The following is a 17,415-nucleotide window of genomic DNA, read 5'->3' as shown; positions in this document are numbered from 1 at the left end:
ATTGCCATCATATAATAAAGCGTTTTCATTTTGTTTGCCGATTGGGTACAATTCATGGGACTTCCGATCTTCAAGATTGGTCTGATATCCTTCTTTTTTATCGTACAAGCATGAAAAAACCTCTCAAAAGGTGTTGAGAGGTTTTTTTCTATCAATCAGCTGTCATGCCAATATACTTTCATCAAATCTTCCGACCACTTCGGCTGTATGATTTGTCCTTTCGGAAGAAACTCTTTCATTACCGGTTTGATATCGATTACAGGTGTCCCGTCAATCGCATCCAACCCTTTCACTACAAGCTTGCTCCCGGATTTTTCAAGGAGTGTCACAACGGTTGCACCGAGCCTGTTGGGCCTGTTTTTTCCCCGTTGGGCGAAAATGCCTGTCTCAGGATAGTTTTGATTGTTTCTCGGGCGCCTCGCCTGATATTGTATTTGATCCTCTTTTACTTGATGAAAGTAAAAGATAATGTCCAAATGAGAAAATGCTTCGATCCCTTTTAAAGCGTCCGGATGAATATCTTCAGCCAAATTAATTTCAGAAATCACATCGCCCCAATGATCATCCTGCGGCACAGTCCGCAAGTTTTTCACAAACGCGACAGGCTTTAATTCTATCAATTTTATCCCCCGCTTTCACTTCGCTTCCATAAAAATCCCGATCTCCGCTTTCGCTGCCGGTTTTCCGTTTACTGAGGCGGTTCCGTTGCCGAATAAAAACCCTCTTTTAAAGCGGGAAACTTCAAAATAAAGATCAAGTTTGTCTCCCACAAAGACCTTGCCGGTGTATTCAGCTTTTTTCACCGAAGACAGAAAGCCGATCTCATCCGGGTCTTTGAGCGTAGTAAATGCAGCGGTTTGAGCCAGCGCTTCAATGATAATGGAAAATGGCATTTCCTTTTGGTTTTCCGTAATAAACCAGTCGTTTTCCGTTATGAATTTATATCCTTTCACCCATTTTCCCGGCTCGCTCTCAACAACACGGTCAATGAATAGAAACGGGTATCGATGCGGCAGTAGAGAATTGTTCACGCTGATCATCCTTTTTTACATGATTATACCGCAGTTTCATTTTTTTCTCTTTTATTTAACGCGATGACACAGAATGAAGCTGCTGAACGCTCAAACATTCCACCATGACAAAAAGCCGGGGTCTAAGCCCCCGGCTTTGCTTCATCAATTCGATTTCAGATTGTCCGGGAAGACGGTTAGATCCACTCCCCATAAATTCGGCAGAATGTAGAACACAGCTCCGACGATTAAAATCAGTGTGAAAATATTAATAACAAAGCCGGTTCGAACCATCTCGCTGATCTTCAATTTTCCCGATGCGAAAATAATTGCATTCGGCGGCGTGCCGACCGGCAACATGAAGGCGCAGTTTGCCGCCATTGCAGCAGGCACCATTAATGCGTACGGGTGAACATTCAGCGCTAAAGCGAGCGAGGCCAGTACAGGCAGAATCATAGTCGCCGTAGCCGTATTCGACGTAATCTCCGTCAAAAAGAGAACCAATGCCGCTGAGATAACAACAATGACCACAAAGTTAAATCCATCCAATACCGTAAGCCTTCCGCCGATCCACTCGGCGAGACCCGTTTCTTTAAAACCGGTCGCGAGCGCCAAGCCTCCTCCGAATAAAAGGAGAATCCCCCACGGCAAGTCCTTCGAAACCGACCAGTCCAATACCCTGCCCCCTTTATTGAGCGAAGGGATCAAGAAGAGCAATGAAGCTGCGAATATCGCAATCATTGTATCGTCAATACCGGGTATTTTATCATCCCATAAAAATGTCCTTGTCACCCACATAAACGCGGCAAACCCGAAGACAAGCAGAACCATTGTTTCTTCAAAGCTCATCTTTCCGAGCTTTCTTTTTTCTTCGAGAATCAATTCTTTTCCGCCCGGAAGCTCCTTCATCTTGATCGGATGCGCCACTTTCGTCAAGTACAGCCATACCGCTACAAGCAAAATGACAACGACCGGAACGGCAAAAGCCATCCAACCACCGAAAGACACTTCAACTCCGTACAGCTTCTTAATATTGGCCGCCAAAATAATGTTCGGCGGTGTGCCGATTAGCGTACCGAGTCCGCCGATCGTCCCCGCATACCCGATGCTGAAGATCAGCGCTTTTGAAAATTTCGCTTCTTCTCCGGCTAAATCTTTTCTTTCAGATTTCATGACGGCTGATACCTGATGAATGATAGCGGTTCCAATCGGAAGCATCATCATCACCGCGGCCGTATTTGAGACCCACATGGACAAAAACCCTGTGGCCGCCATAAACCCGAGGACGATCCTTGACGTGCTCGTTCCCACTACAGAAATGATATTAAGCGCGATCCGTTTATGAAGATTCCAGCGCTCCATCGCAAGTGCAATCAAAAAGCCTCCTAAAAATAAAAAAACGATTGGATCGCCGTAGCTTGACGTGACAGCTGCCCCTTCCAGCGCCCCGGTCAGCGGAAGCAGCACGATCGGCAGCAATGATGCAGCCGGAATCGGAACAGCTTCCGTAATCCACCATACCGCAACCCACAACGTGGTCGCCAATACCATTCTTCCTTCATGGCTCAGACCCTCGGGAAAAAAGAACAAAAGGACGGCGAAAAACAATGCAGGACCTAGCAGCAGTCCGATTTTCTGAGGCGTTTTATAGCTCGGCGGCTTTTCTTCCTTCATGGTTTGCTCCGACTTGATCTTTAAATCAGCATCTTTTCCCGCCCTGACAGGCATGGCGAACAAAAGCAGCCTCTTTGCTTCCCGGTGTGATCTCCAAAGCATATCCCATGCTGACACAACGCTTGATTTCATCAAAAATCCCCCTTCCCCTCTATCGATAAAGCGCTTACAATAGTAAATAAAAAGTAAGCTGCCGACTGTCGACAGTTATAACTTAATTATAACGGACAGCTAATGGCAGTCAACACTTTTTTGTCACAAAATACTCAATATTATGGTAATTTTAGGTTGATGGTATTTCTCTCTTTTTGCTAGACTATTAGTGATTTCCGCAGTGAAAAATAAACGAGGTGAACAGCGTGAAGTTTTCCATACAACGTGCAGTCTCTTATCATGATCAAGTCCATCATTATTTAAAAGATATGATTATTAAAGGAGGATATCGACCCGGCGAACGGATCTACGAATCCAAAATCGCCAAGGAGCTGCAAGTGAGCCGCAGCCCCGTCAGGGAGGCGATTCGGACACTTGAACAAGAAGGATTATTATCGATAGATGATAAATCAAAAATTACAGTTTATGAACCGACAATCAAAGACCTTGAAGAAATATACCAATGCCGCCAGGCGCTCGAATCCCTGGCCGTTTCATTGGCAACCCGCCTTGCTTCAAATGCAACACTGGAGCTCATTTCCGAAACGCTCTCTGAAGCGCGTAAGCACCAGGAAACCCAAAGTCCGGAGTCGGCCAATGCACTTCTTCGCCTAAATACGCAATTTCATGATGTCATCATCGAAACGAGCGAAAACGAACGCCTGCAAAAACAGCTGCTTGATTTGCGGTCGCTGACCTTTTTCTATCGGAGCAAAAACCTTGAAAAACCGGCGCGCACCCTTGACATCATCAATCAGCACGAGGAGATTCTGCGTCACATGCAGGACAGAAATGACGCCAAGGCTGCCGAATCAATGAGGAAGCATATAGAGGCAGACCTTTGCTATTTAAAAGAGGTGTTGTTCGGAAGCAGTTCCGCACGCTAAAAAAGCAGGGTTACCCCTGCTTTTTTCAGTTCTGGCAGACAAATTCGGCTGTGCGGTTGATCCCTTTGATGATATCAGGAAGGCGGTCGCGTTCATTCACAATATGAACGCGCTGAAACCCTGCGGCTGCAGCCTTCTTCCCCGCTTCTTCCGTGAGGCAGACCGCCTGCAGACGGGCAGCCGTTTTTTCCGGATGGAGGCCGATTGTCTCAGCCTCGTTTACGAACAGCTCGACGCATGTTCGATTCGCAAAGATCACGATATCAACAGGAAACTCCTCGATCTCCCGTTTAATGATCGATGTAAAGCGGCTGTCGATCATCCTGTCATGTGTAATCAATACCTCACAACCGGAGTGCGGTTGATTTTGCACGGCTTCCCGGCTGCCGATCAGCAAACAGCTGTCCGAAACCGGCATTTCCGCCTGCAGAAAAGCGGAAAATCCCCGTTCTTCAAGAGCTGCTTTTACATGCAGATCTGAAGCGTAGAGCCGGCCGCGCATTTCCCTGACATCGATCTTCAAAGCGGCAAGCCGGCTGAAAAATCTGCGCAGTGACGCACTTGAGGTGAACAGCAGGCTGTCAAAAGAAGCAATTCGCTCTAAAACTGTATCGTCAGGCACCGTTTCGAGTGATTTCCATTTCGGCCATTCAACAACTTCAGCGCCTTGTTCACGAAGCGTCTCCACCGGGACTCGTTCTTCTTCACAGCTTTTGACCGCCATCATGTTCAGCCCGATCAAAGGCTTTTCTTCAAACCAGCTGTTCTGCCTGAATGATACGATGTCGCCGATGACGATGATCGCGGGATTTTTAATTTGATGCTCGGTTATTTTTTCCCTGATATTCTGCAATGTCCCTTTAACGCTCCGCTGCCGGCCCCATGTGCCCCATTGGATGACCATCGCGGGAACAAGGGGAGACTTGCCGTGTTTCATCAGCTGCTCGCATATATAACCAAGGTTTTTGATCCCCATGTAAAAGACGAGGGTTTGGACGCCTTTGGCCAGCCCTTCCCAATTCATTTCCGGTTTGCCCGATTTATCATGGGCGGTGACAACGGCAAAGGATGAAGCGAAATCGCGGTGGGTCACAGGCAGTCCGGCATAAAGAGGCGCGGCGATTCCCGATGTAATGCCGGGCACCATTTCGTACGGGATGCCGTGTTCGCTGACGGCTGCCGCTTCTTCTCCGACTCTGCCGAACACGCTCGGGTCTCCTCCTTTCAGCCGGACCACTTTGAGGCCTTTCAGCCCCTTTTCAATGAGCAGTGCATTGATTTCACTTTGTTTCATATAATGGCGGTCCGGGAGCTTGCCGCAGTAGACAAATTCACATGATGCTTTTGCATGCTCAAGCAGCCGGGAATTGACGAGCCTGTCATACAATATGACATCCGCCGCCTCGATCAGCTTTCTTCCTTTTAATGTGATCAATCCTGAATCGCCCGGTCCGGCCCCGACAAAATATACTTTCCCATTCCCCATCAACTGTCATCCTTCCATCTGCCGATTCTGTGAACGCGTTTGTTTTTTTAATAAAGAGGGAGCACATTCAGCGACCCTTGAGGCTTTTGACAATACATGTCTTTGAGCCGTTTAATAAACGATATACAAATCTTCGCCTTCAACGACCGTTTCGTATGTCTGAACACACCCTGTATCAGGCTCTTGGACTTTGCCGTCTTCAAGGCTGATCTTCCAGTCGTGCATCGGACAGAAGACGAATTTGCCGCTTACCATTCCTTCGGCAAGAACGCCCCCTTTGTGGGGGCAGCGGTTTTCAATCGCGCGGACATTGCCGTTTGAAAGCTTGAATACCGCGATTTCCTTGTCCTCGATAAGCACTGTCTTCCCAAGCTGATTCGGCAAATCCCCGATCTTCGAAACAAACACCTTTGTTAAGTTCTTGTTCACCATGTGAATTCCTCCTCAAGTTGATTTCTCATTTTAAGAAGTGACAACATTTTCGAATAGCTGTTTTGTTGTCTTTTCGTCTTCCAAAAAGTCTTTCCACGGGTCTTTATGGACAGACAGCGCTTGATTGATGCGGTCATTCAGCTCTTTGCGTTTTTCTTTATCATTCAATACGGATTGGACGTGGGACAAGCCGACACGTTCGATCCAAGCAGATGTCCGTTCTAAATAGTTGGCTGTTTCACGATAGTATTGGAGATACGCGCCTGTGATTTCGATGACTTCTTCAGCCGTTTTGACTTTCATTAACAGATCGCCTGCGCGCAAATGCGTGCCTCCGTTTCCGCCGACGTAAATTTCCCAGCCACCGTCGATGCCGACGACGCCGATATCTTTAATGCCGGATTCAGCGCAGTTTCTCGGACAAGCGGAAACCGCCATTTTAATTTTGTGAGGCGTGTAGAGCCCTTCAAATTTTTTCTCAAGGTCAATTCCGAGGGCCATTGAGTCTTGCGTGCCGAAGCGGCAGAACTGTTCGCCGACACACGTTTTTACGGTTCTGAGCGTTTTTCCGTAAGCAAATCCTGAAGGCATGTCAAGATCAGCCCATACTTTCGGAAGATCTTCTTTTTTGACGCCGATCAGGTCGATCCGCTGGCCGCCGGTCATTTTCACTAGCGGAATTTCATATTTGTCGACGACATCAGCGATGCGCCGCAAATCATTCGAATTGGTAACCCCGCCGTACATCCGCGGTACAACTGAATATGTGCCGTCTTTTTGAATATTGGCGTGCATCCGTTCATTGACGAAGCGGGATTCTCTTTCATCTTCATATTCCTTCGGATTGATCATGCCGAGGTAGTAGTTAAGCGCAGGGCGGCATTTGGAACAGCCTTCCGCCGTTTTCCAGCCGAGCACGTTCATGACTTCTTTCGTATGGGTCAGCCCTTTTTCTCTGATTTTGGCCACGATTTCGTCTCTTGACAGGTCCGTACATCCGCAAATCGCTTCTTTTTGTGCTGAAGCATCAAACTCTGAGCCGAGCGTATGCTGAAGAATCTCAGCGACAAGCGGCTTACATCCTCCGCAAGAACGTGATGCGCCTGTGCAGGCTTTAATTTCATCCGTCGATGTGCAGCCCTGCTCTTTGATCGCCTGAATGATCATTCCTTTCGAAACGCCGTTACAGCCGCATACGATCTCATCGTCGCTCATCGCAGCGGTCAAGCTCATGCCTTCTTCCTGATTCAAAGGCTGCAAGATTGAAATTTTAGAAGTATCTGAAATATCTGCTCCTTTTTGAATCATGGAAAACAGCCTGTTACCTTCGCTGCTGTCTCCGAACAGTACGGCACCGATCACCTGATTGCCGCGCAGAACGATTTTCTTGTAGATTCCGTCCTGTTCGTCAAACACTTTAAGCGCTTTTTTGTCTTCTCCGTCATCCTCATTAAAATCACCGGCAGAAAAGACCTCAACACCGGAAACCTTCAGCTGGGTTGATAAAACAGACCCTTCATACGGAGCTGTTTCAACGCCGCAGATTTTTTTGGCAAGCACTTTCGCCTGTTCATAAAGAGGCGCGACAAGTCCGTAGGCAATGCCTCTATGTTCCGCACATTCTCCGACAGCATAAATGTTGGGAACTTCGGTTTCCATGTAATCATTGACGACGATTCCTCTGTTTACCGGAAGGCCGCAGTCTTTGCCGAGCTGAACGTTCGGCTTGATTCCGACCGCCATGACGACCAAATCGGCTTCAAGCATTGAGCCGTCTTTGAATTTTAAGCCTTCGACACGTGTTTCTCCGTAAATTTCTTCTGTCTGCTTTTCCAGCAAAAATTTCATGCCCTGCTTCTCCAGCTCTTTTTGCAAAAGCCGTCCTGCGGTTGCATCAAGCTGACGCTCCATCAAATATGGCGCGAGGTGGATAACGGTAACGTCCATGCCAAGGTTAAGAAGTCCGCGCGCTGCTTCCAGTCCCAGCAATCCGCCGCCGATAACGGCTGCTTTTTTGTACGTTTTGGAAGCTTCGAGCATGATATCCGTATCCTTGATATCACGGAATGCTGTTACACCTTCTTTATCCGCTCCGGGCAATGGCAGAATAAAAGGGAGAGAACCTGTCGCCAAAATCAGTTCATCATACGGCTGGACTCTTCCCGCATCCGTGATGACGGTTTTGGACTCCGGATCAACTTTAACGACTTCTTCCCCCGTATACAGCTGAATCCCGTTTTCTTCATACCAATCCCAATCATTCAGTGTAATGTCCTTAACATCCGTATCTCCTTGAAGCACTTTGGAAAGAAGAATCCGGTTATAGTTTGGGTGCGGTTCGTTTCCAAAAATCGTGATCTGAAACTCTTCGCTTGAAATTTTAAGAATTTCTTCAACGGCCCTGACCCCGGCCATACCGTTCCCTACCAGGACTAGCTGCTTTTTTTTCACTATGATCCTCCCCTTTTTCAAAACAATTCACTATACGCCCTAAACAAGTATTCTGTTTACATCTTTAAAACTATCACAAATTATAGTTAATTTTGTAAACTTTTTATGACTTTTTATGACAATTTATTCACATAATTGTCAACTGACGGACGAATTTTTACGGAGCAAACCTTAAATCCCGGCATTCTGCAAGACGGATCGAGCGTTTCCGCTATCAAATCGTTCACATTTTGCGAATCTGCCCAATGCATCGGCACAAAAATGGTATCCGGCCTGATGGCTTCCGATAATTTGCTCCTGACAATGATGCTGCCTCTTTTTGACTCCACCCTGACCAGCACCCTGTCGCTAATGTTGTATTTTTCCGCCGTTTTCGGATGAATTTCCATAAATGATTCAAAGTGTCTGGCCTTGAGTGCAGCGCTCCTTCTCGTCTGTACTCCGGTTAAATAATGAGACATCACCCTTCCGGTCGTCAGATAAAGGGGATACTCTTCAGTCGGTTCATCTTTTTTGATCATTGGTTCGTTCGGGACGACGCACATTTTCGCTTTTTTGTCCGGGTGGGCAAAGGATGATTCAAACAGGCGCTGTGTCCCGGGGTGTCCCTGTTCGGGACAAGGCCATAAAATGCCGCCTTCCTTTCTCAGACGTTCATAAGTGATGCCCGAATAGTCGGCAATTCCGCCGCGGCTCGCTTTTCTTAATTCATTAAAAACATCCTCTGCCGATCGATATGAGAAATAACGGCCTTTTCCAAGCGCAGCAGCAATATCGCAAATCATTTGCCAGTCATGCCTCGCTTCACCGGGGCACGGTTTTGAGGCTTCCCTTAATGTCACTCTGCCTTCCAGATTGGTCATCGTTCCTTCGTCCTCGAGATAGGATGATGCGGGGAGAATGACGTCCGCGAGTCTAGCCGTTTCAGAAAGAAACAAATCAACGGCGGCAAAAAACTTTAATTTTCCCAAAGCGGATTTGACAAAGCCTGCGTTCGGACTGGATACAACAGGGTTTGAACACATTAAAAACATCCCGGTAATTTCGCCTTCATGAACTTTCTCCATCATTTCATAGGCGGATACACCTTTTCCTGGAAGGTCTTCAGCTTTTATGCCCCAAACATCCGCAATATAAGCGCGGTCAGCTTCGTTTTCAATCGACCGGTACCCTGGCAGCTGATCTGCTTTCTGGCCGTGCTCCCGCGCCCCCTGCCCATTTCCTTGTCCGGTGACGGCGCCGTAGCCGCAAGCAAATTTGCCGATTTTCCCAGTTGATATTAGAATATTCAGTAAATTTCTGACGGCAGCCGTTCCGTCCGTTTGCTGTTCAATCCCTCTTGCCGTGAACAGCATTCCCGTCTCCTCACGGGCAAATTTTACTGCAGCTTTTTTAATCTGCTCGATTTGTATCCCGGTTTTGGCCGAAATGTCTTCAAGTGATAAAGACGCCACATGGCGCTTGACCTCTTCAAAACCTTCAGCTCTCTCTCTGAGAAAAGCTCCGTCTGTCAGCTGTCCTTCAATGATGACTTTCAGCATACCGTTTGCGAGCGCGGCGTCTGTCCCCGGCTTGATTTTCAAATGCAGATCGGCGATCTTGGCCGTTGCCGTTTCGCGGGGATCGATGACAATGATGTAGGCCCCGTTTTGCTTCGCTTCTTCAAAATACGGCATGATCGTCGGCTGGCACTCTGCGATATTCGTACCTGCGAGGATGATGACCCTTGCATGGGGGATCTCGGAAAGGGCATTTGTCAGCCCCCGGTCCATTCCAAAGGTTTGATTTGCAGCTGTAGCGGCCGCCGACATGCAAAGCCTGCCGTTGTAGTCAATATGCTTCGTCTTCAAGGCGACGCGGGCGAACTTCCCCAGCAAATACGCTTCTTCGTTTGTAATGGACGCGCTGCCGTATACACCCAAAGCATCGCGGCCATCTTCATGCTGGATCGCTGTTACTTGCTGTTTGATGTACTGAAGCGCTTCATCCCATGTCACACGGACGAAGTCGCCGTTTTTTTTTGATCAGCGGATGGGTGATCCTCTCCGAATGAAAGGCATGCTGGTGGGCGTTCATCCCTTTCATGCACAGCCGTCCTTTTGTCGTCGGATTGTCTTTTCCGACCGCCGTGTATTTTTTTCTTGTCACAATTGTCTGTTCAATGAGGTGCATTTTGCACTGCATGCTGCAAAATGGACATTGGGTGTCATACGTTTTTTCGGATTGCACTTCTTTTTGCTTCGTGCGAAAGTACTTTAGCAATCGTTCTGTCAATTCACATCAGCCCTTTTATCGTTTCTTGCTGAGCCAGCCGCTTCTCTTTTTCAAGCCGTTCGATCAGCTGGCCGCGAAGTCCGTTGTCAAATAAAACTTCCCGGATATGAATGATGCCGGCGCGTTCAATCCAATGCCCGACCTTCTCGAGATAATTTGCTGTTTCCCGGTAATATTGAAGAAGGCCTTTCATGAATTCCCCCGCTTCCTCCGCCGAGTCGGCTACTGAAAGCAGCTCTCCCGGAGAAGCATGCTGGCCTCCTTGGCCGCCCGCATAAATCTCCCAGCCCCCGTTTACTTTGAGAAGTCCGATGTCATGAACTGAAGCGTACACGCAATCATCCAAACAGCCCGACACCCCGATCGAGACCTTGGCCGGAATGAGGAGGGATTCTGCTGCTTTTTCCAAGTCTGCCGCCAATGTTTGTATCTGTGGTTCGCCTCGTGAACCGCATGTGCACGTTTTAACCGCGGCAATCCCATGCTGAGGCGGCGGGCAATGCGGCATGCCGAGTTCTTCTTTCACGCGCTCTATATACTCCGGCTTGATACCAGCAAGCTTTAATCTCTGATGGTGTGTCATGTACACCTCTTGTATTTGATACTTTTCAATCACTTCTGCAATGCGCTTCAGCTCTTCGGCATTCGTTCGGCCTCCGTACATTTGCGGAATCATTATATCCGACTCCTTGTCGCGCTCCTCATAGATGATGTCCGGACGGATCATTTTTAAATAGTAGTGAATCGCGGGCAAGCAAATCCGGCAGCCGCTGCTGTTTTTCCAGCCGAGCGCCGAGATGACTTCGTGAACGGAAGAAAGATTTCTTATCTGTATTTCGTTCACGACTTCATCTTCCGTGAATGAAGTGCAGGCGCACATCGGCTGTTCCGCCGCAGATACATAATCATCCTGTTCAGCGGTATGGAGCAGCAGTTCTTCGACTAACGGCCTGCAGCCGCCGCATGATCCGGAAGCATTTGTACAGCCTTTGACCTCCTCGGCCGTCTTTAAACCGTGCGTCTGTATGGCTTCCATGATCGCGCCTTTTGAAACCGCGTTGCATTGACAAATCGTTTCACTAAGCGCCATAGAAACGACTGCACTGTCTTCTTCAGATTGAAACAGCTCTTTTTTGACAACGGTAATATCCCTTTGTTTGATGATGCTTTCCAACAGCCTTCGGCTGCCGCTGGTGTCTCCGTATAAAATGACGCCGGCCATTTTATCCTCTTGAAAAACCGCTTTTTTATAGACTCCTGCCGCTTCGTCAAAAAGTTTAATAGCCGTCGTCGAGTCGTCCTCTGTGATTTTCCCTGCCGAAAAGACATCGATGCCGGACATTTTTAAAGCTGCGGACTGGACGGAGCCCTGATAACCAACACATTCGAGGCCGCAAATATGTTTGGCCAGCACTTTCCCCTGTTCATACAATGGCTTGACTAAGCCATAGACCGTTCCGTTATGCTCCGCGCATTCACCGACGGCGTAGACATTTGGCACATTTGTCTCCATATAGTCGCTGACAATGATCGCCCTGTTGGTTGAAATACCGCTTGCCTTGGCCAGTTCGATATTCGGTCTGACACCGGCAGCCATGACGATGCGATCGGCGCTGATCTTCGTCCCGTCTTTAAACCGCACACCCTTGGCGCGGGATCTTCCTAAAATCGCCTCTGTATCTTTCTCCAAAAGAAAATGGATCCCTTGACGCTCCAGCTCTTTCTGGAGCATGGCAGATGCCGGCGGATCGAGCTGATTCTGCATGATGCAGGAAGAGTGGTGAATCACATCAACCTTCATTCCGAGGTTTGCCAATCCTCGCGCCGCCTCAAGTCCCAAAATCCCCCCGCCGATAACGGCCGCTTTTTCAAACCGCTTTGATGCCTTTATCAATGCCCGGCAATCGTCTATTGTTCTAAAACCATATACCCCTTCTTTGTCTGCACCATGAACCGGGAGGATAAACGGGGAAGAGCCCGTCGCAATGATCAGTTTGTCATAAGCGATTTCACGGTTTTGATCTGTTGCCACCGTCTGTTTAACCGTATGGATTGCGACAGCCGTTTCCCCTGTATAAAGGGTAATCCCGTTTTCTTCATACCAGCTCAGGCTTTTTGTCATCACATCGTTCCAATCCTTTTCCCCCTGCAGGACCGAAGACAGCAGAATCCGATTATAGCTGAGGTGTGGTTCGCTGCCGATGATGACGATCTCAAACCGGTTCCCGCCGTGTTGTAAAATTTCTTCGGCCGTGCGAACTCCGGCCATGCCGTTTCCTATTAAAACCAGCCTTTGTTTCCCCATTTTCTCCCCTCCCTCTGCAGCTTTGCTCTGGATTATTATTTCACATTGCATCGCTAAAGCGTTCAAACCTGTTACATTTCCTGACAAAAAATTTTAGAAACAGGACGGTTTGACCAGTACTCATTGATGACGATTTAACGGCTTTGGCCGCCGATGTTAAAGTTCAACATTTTATCACATTTTTTATCACGTTCTGCTTGTTTCTTTTCCTGCAATCTACTAGGCTTATAAGTAAAGAACATAAGGAATGGAGGAGGAGAATGCTACCGATTAAAAGAAGACAGCAGATATTGGCGTGGGTCAAAGAAGAAGAATCTCTGCGCATTTCAGAAATTTCGAAAAGGCTGAACGTCTCTGAAATGACCGTTTACCGCGACATTAAACCGCTTGTTGAAAACGGACAGGTCATCAAGACGGCAGGCGGAATCACGCTAAACAAGCCGAAGCAGCAGCTTGGGCAGCTTTGCGTCGTGTGCGGAAAAGGGGCAGGCTCGAGGCTTTCCGTGCAAATTGTAAAAAACGACAGTCAAATTGAACAATTTTGCTGTGCCCATTGCGCAATGCTCCGCTATGAGAAAGTGAAAGATGACGTCTCACAGATAATCTGCAGGGATTTTTTGCTAGATACGACGATCAGCGCCAAAGCCGCCGTCTTTTTGCTGGATACGAATCTTCATTTGAACTGCTGCGAGCCGCAGGCGATCCCTTTCGCTTCTGAAGCGGATGCACGGAAATTCAAAAAAGGCTTTGGCGGGCAGCTGTTATCGTTTGACGATGCCGCGATTCTCGTCCAGAAAACGATGAAGAACAGCTGCTGCAGCCTGAAGACGTGAAATTTTGTTAAAAGATTGGATGAATGTGATGAAAAGAGCAACACTCTGGACAGTTCTCGCTGTTCTTTGTATCATTCTGCTGCCAAAAGCCGCTTTTGCTCACGCATATATCGTAAAATCAACTCCCGCTGAAAATCAGGAGCTGAAAAAAGCGCCTGCAGAAATCAAGATCGAATTCAATGAAGCGATTCAGAACGGGTTTCATTCGATAACGGTCAGAAATTCGTCGGGTGAGCGCGTTGATTCCGGCAAAACGGAAATCGATCCGCAAAACGCCAAAATCATGACCGTCATGCTGAAACCGAAATTGAAGGATGATATCTACTCGGCCGAATGGAGAGCTGTATCAGCAGACGGGCATCCCGTATCAGGCACGATCCCTTTCAGCATCGGAAACATTCAAGGCGGGCTGCCGAAAGATCAGCAAAAACAAGCATCAGGCCTGCCGGCAGCCGATACCGTCATGGAACGCGTCCTTTTGTATACCGGTTTCTCCCTGTTCATGGGGGCCGCTCTCTTTCAGCTCGTATGGTACCGCCCTGAAAACGGCTGGCCGGGTGGCAAACGGCGCCGTCTGAAGCGGATCAAGAATGCGGCGCTCTTATTGACAGGGGCCGCCATCATCATTCAGCTGCCCCTGCAAACCAAAGTAAACGCGGGCGTTTCCTGGATCGGGGCTTTCCAGCCTTCGCTTTTGCAAGAAACGCTTCTGAATACGACGGGCGGAATGCTGTGGCTGATCAACATCGCCATCATCGCCTTGCTTGTTTTTTGTTCGAACAGAAAAGGTCTGAAGAGCGCGATCTTGAGCCTGTTCCTTTTTGCCGGGCTTTTGTTCGTCAAATCGCTCGACGGCCATGCCGCTTCGACGAGCGCCGGCTATATGACAATCGTGATGAACTTCATCCATCTGAATACCGCTTCCATTTGGACGGGCGGACTCGCGATGTTTGTGCTGTTTTTCGGAAAAGACTGGCTGAAGCCTGACAAAAGTTTAATATGGGAAACCATTCGGCGCTTCTCGCCATGGGCGCTCGCTTCTGCAGGGCTTCTTATATTCTCGGGCCTTTTCAACAGCTTCTTCATTGTTCACACACTGGATAACCTGCTAGGGACGGCTTACGGAAAAGCGCTCCTTGTAAAAGCGGCCCTCGTTCTTCTCATGATCGGACTCGGGGCATTACACTATTTCCGTTTTAGAAAAGCACCGAAACAGCAGGGCGCCCGTTCGCTGAAGGCTGAATGGGCGGTCGGACTTCTCATTCTGGTGACCACGGCGGTTTTCACCAATATTCCAAGTCCGCCCGCACCGCTGCCGCAGCCTTTCAGTGAGACGAAGCAATTGACGGAAGGAAACACGCTGTCGCTCCGAATCAGCCCGAACATGCCGGGCTCAAATGCGTTTGAAGTCACAGTCAGAAACAGAAAAGGAGACGTCGTCAAAGATATTCAAAAAATCGAATTAACCGTTGAGAAAACCGGGCTTTTCGGGGATGACAAAGAGAGCACGTTCAGCCTCAGCAAAAATAAAGACGGCGTTTTTCAAACGAAAAATTTAAATTTAAGCGAAGACGGCATCTGGAAAATCCGCGTTCACGGGTTAACGGCGTCATTTGAGGAGATCAGAACGGTTTTCAATGCAAAAATTAATAAAAAGGAGTTTTGATTATGTTTAAAAAAACATTATGGCTGGGTGCAATCCTAGCATCATTTTTGCTTTTCTCCGTGCCTGTCAGCGCACATGTCACGGTAAAACCGGGAGAATCAGCAGCAGGCTCATGGGAAACATACACCGTCAAAGTACCGGTTGAAAAAGACAACGCCACAACCAAGGTCGTTCTCAGCATGCCGGACGGTGTTGAATTTCAGCAGTATGAACCGGTGCCAGGCTGGAAAACAAGCACTGAAACCGGTAAAAACGAGAAAGTGACAAGGGTGACGTGGGAAGCCGAAAACGGCGGCATTCAGCCTGGTGAATTCCAACAGTTTACTTTCACCGCCAAAAACCCTGACAAAGAACAAAAGGCCGCCTGGAACGCTTACCAATATTATAAAGACGGCACGATTGTCGAGTGGACCGGCGATGAAAACGCCGATACCCCGCATGCGATCACAAGCATTGTCGATGCTGCAAAGCTCGGGCACGAAACGGTTGACGCACACGGCGCTTCAACGAAACAAAACACAGCCGCAGAAAACGAAGACGGTCAAGCCGGACAAGGGATTCAAACCGCTTCCCTCATCCTGTCGATCCTCGCCGTGCTTCTTGGGGGTGCTGCGCTGCTCTTGACAGTGCGCAAAAAGAAAGCGTAAAAATGAAAAGCTGTCGGGAATATCCCGACAGCCTTTTTGTGCCCATTTCAGTTCGAATCCCGCACGATCTGATAATACATGCCCGTTTTTTGATCGACCACCGCCTCTAAATGAAGCCCGTCATCAGTCTCAAATGTTCCATTCAGGCGAGCGGCATCCCCTGTATATAACGTGTACTTGCTTCCCTTAGGCGTTGTGAACGGTGAAGAAGCTTCCGCACTCTCCGTTTTCGGGTGATCCGATTTTACAATTGCGTAATTTAAGTCGCGGTACCATTGATATTTGCCGTTTTCCCGTTTGATGTGAGCGAGGCAAATTCCCTCTCCCTCCGAATCGCCGAATCGAAAAACGACGACTTGTTCGCCGTTTAAATCGATTTTGTCTATAATATCGTCTTTTGTGATGTTCTCGTAACGAATACCGTCCTCAATCGCTTCCTGTTCGCTGTTCACCCATTTGGTTTGTTCATCATTTTCTTGGGCGCTCGCACAACCCGCAACCAAGATCGCCAAAAATAATAAAACTGTTCGTTTTTTCATCCGCTTCCTCCGACTTTAATTGTTTTAGGGCATTATATGAATTCGGCCAGCGTTGAATATATCCTCTTTGCAGGAAAATTTCCAATACGGTGATTCAAAAATTGACAAACTTATCTTACAATAGAAAAAGTTCTGAATGATTGAGTAGGGAGAGATCGGAGTATGAAAGTATCGATTCTGTTTGTCTTGCTTGCGGCCATTTTATGGGGAACGACGGGAACAACCCAGGCGTTCGCGCCTGAAGAAGCGGCGCCTCTTGTGTTCGGCGCTGTCAGAATGGCGGTCGGCGGCATCACCCTGCTCTTGTTCGCGGCTTTGCGCGGTCAATTAAAACGCAGCGGCTGGCCCGTTAAAACGCTGATTATCGCAGCATTGAGCATGGCATTTTATCAGCCTTTCTTTTTTTCAGCTGTCAGTCTCTCAGGGATCGCCGTCGGAACGGTCGTCGCCATCGGCAGCGCTCCGATTATCGCCGGCTGCCTCGAATGGCTCGTGTTCAAAAAAGTACCCCAAGCGAAATGGTGGATCGCAACGGCTGCAGCGATAGCAGGCGTATCCTTGTTATTCATCCCTTCCGCCTCATCGGGAGGGAGCTTTCTCGGCATATTGCTCGCACTCGGCGCCGGTCTTTCCTTTGCCGTCTATACGCTGACAAGCAAAAAGCTCCTGCAACAGCAGAAGCCGGAGGCTGTCACAGGCACCGTGTTCTTTTTAAGCGCTGTATTGCTTGCCCCGTTGTTGTTTCTGTACGATTTGAGCTGGATCTTATCGGTTCAGGGATCGGCTGTCAGCCTCTATATCGGCGTCATTGCAACCGGTGCCGCGTACCTGTTATTTACGACAGGATTGGCAAAAGTACCCGCCTCAACAGCGGTGACCCTGTCGCTGGCTGAACCGCTCACGGCGTCGCTTTTAGGAACCGTGCTTGTCAAGGAATCGCTGCCTCTTGTTTCCTGGGCCGGAATCGCATTGCTTCTGCTGGGCATTTTTTATATTTCCTATCAGCCCAAAAAGAATAAAATGAACGCTGAACAAGTGAAAGCGTAAAAAACCGCCCG

Annotated in this window: 13 protein-coding genes and 1 pseudogene; 5 read left to right on the top strand and 9 right to left on the bottom strand. The window is 48.4% G+C overall.

Features of this window, described 5'->3' with window-relative positions:
• Positions 1-155: 155 nt before the first annotated feature.
• From tsaA to M1D59_RS02485, 3 genes are all read right to left on the bottom strand, one after another.
• Complete coding sequence (tsaA, locus tag M1D59_RS02495; RefSeq protein ID WP_023857917.1) at positions 156-620, bottom strand: tRNA (N6-threonylcarbamoyladenosine(37)-N6)-methyltransferase TrmO; 465 nt, start codon at positions 618-620, stop codon at positions 156-158.
• A 15-nt stretch (positions 621-635) separates the two neighbouring features.
• Positions 636-1,031, bottom strand: a complete 396-nt coding sequence (locus M1D59_RS02490; RefSeq protein WP_458117757.1) for a 3-hydroxyacyl-ACP dehydratase FabZ family protein — start codon at positions 1,029-1,031, stop codon at positions 636-638.
• A 144-nt stretch (positions 1,032-1,175) separates the two neighbouring features.
• Positions 1,176-2,816 carry an SLC13 family permease gene (locus M1D59_RS02485; protein ID WP_023857919.1) on the bottom strand — a complete coding sequence of 547 codons (1,641 nt, stop codon included), beginning with the start codon at positions 2,814-2,816 and terminating at the stop codon, positions 1,176-1,178.
• A 227-nt stretch (positions 2,817-3,043) separates the two neighbouring features.
• Between M1D59_RS02485 and M1D59_RS02480 the strand changes: the two genes are divergently transcribed.
• The gene (locus M1D59_RS02480) at positions 3,044-3,724 is read left to right on the top strand and encodes a GntR family transcriptional regulator (RefSeq protein ID WP_023857920.1); all 681 of its coding nucleotides are present in this window, start codon (positions 3,044-3,046) and stop codon (positions 3,722-3,724) included.
• 25 nt (positions 3,725-3,749) lie between these two features.
• On the opposite strand, the gene cobA is transcribed toward M1D59_RS02480, so the two are convergent.
• From cobA to nirB (M1D59_RS02455), 5 genes and pseudogenes are all read right to left on the bottom strand, one after another.
• Positions 3,750-5,210, bottom strand: a complete 1,461-nt coding sequence (gene cobA, locus M1D59_RS02475; protein WP_075213084.1) for a uroporphyrinogen-III C-methyltransferase — start codon at positions 5,208-5,210, stop codon at positions 3,750-3,752.
• Between the two features lie 111 nt (positions 5,211-5,321).
• Positions 5,322-5,642: a nitrite reductase small subunit NirD gene (gene nirD / locus M1D59_RS02470; protein WP_020450192.1), complete on the bottom strand. Its 321-nt coding sequence runs from the start codon at positions 5,640-5,642 to the stop codon at positions 5,322-5,324.
• 30 nt (positions 5,643-5,672) lie between these two features.
• Positions 5,673-8,093, bottom strand: coding sequence for a nitrite reductase large subunit NirB (gene nirB / locus M1D59_RS02465; protein WP_458117756.1), 2,421 nt, complete (start codon positions 8,091-8,093; stop codon positions 5,673-5,675).
• Positions 8,094-8,206: 113 nt separating this feature from the next.
• Positions 8,207-10,367 (bottom strand): annotated as a pseudogene (nasC, locus tag M1D59_RS02460) (assimilatory nitrate reductase catalytic subunit NasC).
• 1 nt (position 10,368) lies between these two features.
• Positions 10,369-12,672, bottom strand: coding sequence for a nitrite reductase large subunit NirB (gene nirB, locus M1D59_RS02455; protein WP_458117755.1), 2,304 nt, complete (start codon positions 12,670-12,672; stop codon positions 10,369-10,371).
• A gap of 260 nt (positions 12,673-12,932) precedes the next feature.
• Here nirB (M1D59_RS02455) and M1D59_RS02450 point away from each other — a divergent pair, with 260 nt between their 5' ends.
• The 3 genes from M1D59_RS02450 to M1D59_RS02440 are packed head-to-tail and all read left to right on the top strand — an operon-like array spanning position 12,933 to position 15,818.
• Entirely contained in the window at positions 12,933-13,505 is a 573-nt protein-coding gene (locus tag M1D59_RS02450; RefSeq protein ID WP_023857925.1) for a DeoR family transcriptional regulator, read from the top strand.
• Between the two features lie 19 nt (positions 13,506-13,524).
• The gene (locus M1D59_RS02445) at positions 13,525-15,171 is read left to right on the top strand and encodes a copper resistance protein CopC (protein WP_035400577.1); all 1,647 of its coding nucleotides are present in this window, start codon (positions 13,525-13,527) and stop codon (positions 15,169-15,171) included.
• Between the two features lie 2 nt (positions 15,172-15,173).
• On the top strand, positions 15,174-15,818 hold the full coding sequence (locus tag M1D59_RS02440) for a YcnI family copper-binding membrane protein (protein WP_396278985.1): 645 nt from the start codon (positions 15,174-15,176) through the stop codon (positions 15,816-15,818).
• 47 nt (positions 15,819-15,865) lie between these two features.
• On the opposite strand, the gene M1D59_RS02435 is transcribed toward M1D59_RS02440, so the two are convergent.
• On the bottom strand, positions 15,866-16,357 hold the full coding sequence (locus M1D59_RS02435) for a hypothetical protein (protein ID WP_026580557.1): 492 nt from the start codon (positions 16,355-16,357) through the stop codon (positions 15,866-15,868).
• Between the two features lie 162 nt (positions 16,358-16,519).
• On the opposite strand from M1D59_RS02435, the gene M1D59_RS02430 reads away from it, so the two are divergent.
• Positions 16,520-17,404 carry a DMT family transporter gene (locus tag M1D59_RS02430; RefSeq protein WP_026580556.1) on the top strand — a complete coding sequence of 295 codons (885 nt, stop codon included), beginning with the start codon at positions 16,520-16,522 and terminating at the stop codon, positions 17,402-17,404.
• Positions 17,405-17,415: the final 11 nt, after the last annotated feature.

The organism is Bacillus sp. PK6-026 (assembly GCF_054161455.1).
The sequence above is the reverse complement of the archived record's forward strand: the minus strand, read 5'-3'. Positions and strand labels throughout refer to the sequence as shown.

Excerpts from the sequence above, each read along its gene's own strand:
- M1D59_RS02440 (WP_396278985.1), top strand. The coding sequence starts at position 15,174 with ATGTTTAAAAAAACATTATGGCTGGGTGCAATCCTAGCATCATTTTTG.
- M1D59_RS02430 (WP_026580556.1), top strand. The coding sequence starts at position 16,520 with ATGAAAGTATCGATTCTGTTTGTCTTGCTTGCGGCCATTTTATGGGGA.
- M1D59_RS02435 (WP_026580557.1), bottom strand. The coding sequence starts at position 16,357 with ATGAAAAAACGAACAGTTTTATTATTTTTGGCGATCTTGGTTGCGGGT.
- cobA (WP_075213084.1), bottom strand. The coding sequence starts at position 5,210 with ATGGGGAATGGGAAAGTATATTTTGTCGGGGCCGGACCGGGCGATTCA.
- M1D59_RS02445 (WP_035400577.1), top strand. The coding sequence starts at position 13,525 with ATGAATGTGATGAAAAGAGCAACACTCTGGACAGTTCTCGCTGTTCTT.
- M1D59_RS02450 (WP_023857925.1), top strand. The coding sequence starts at position 12,933 with ATGCTACCGATTAAAAGAAGACAGCAGATATTGGCGTGGGTCAAAGAA.
- nirB (WP_458117755.1), bottom strand. The coding sequence starts at position 12,672 with ATGGGGAAACAAAGGCTGGTTTTAATAGGAAACGGCATGGCCGGAGTT.
- M1D59_RS02485 (WP_023857919.1), bottom strand. The coding sequence starts at position 2,816 with ATGAAATCAAGCGTTGTGTCAGCATGGGATATGCTTTGGAGATCACAC.
- nirD (WP_020450192.1), bottom strand. The coding sequence starts at position 5,642 with ATGGTGAACAAGAACTTAACAAAGGTGTTTGTTTCGAAGATCGGGGAT.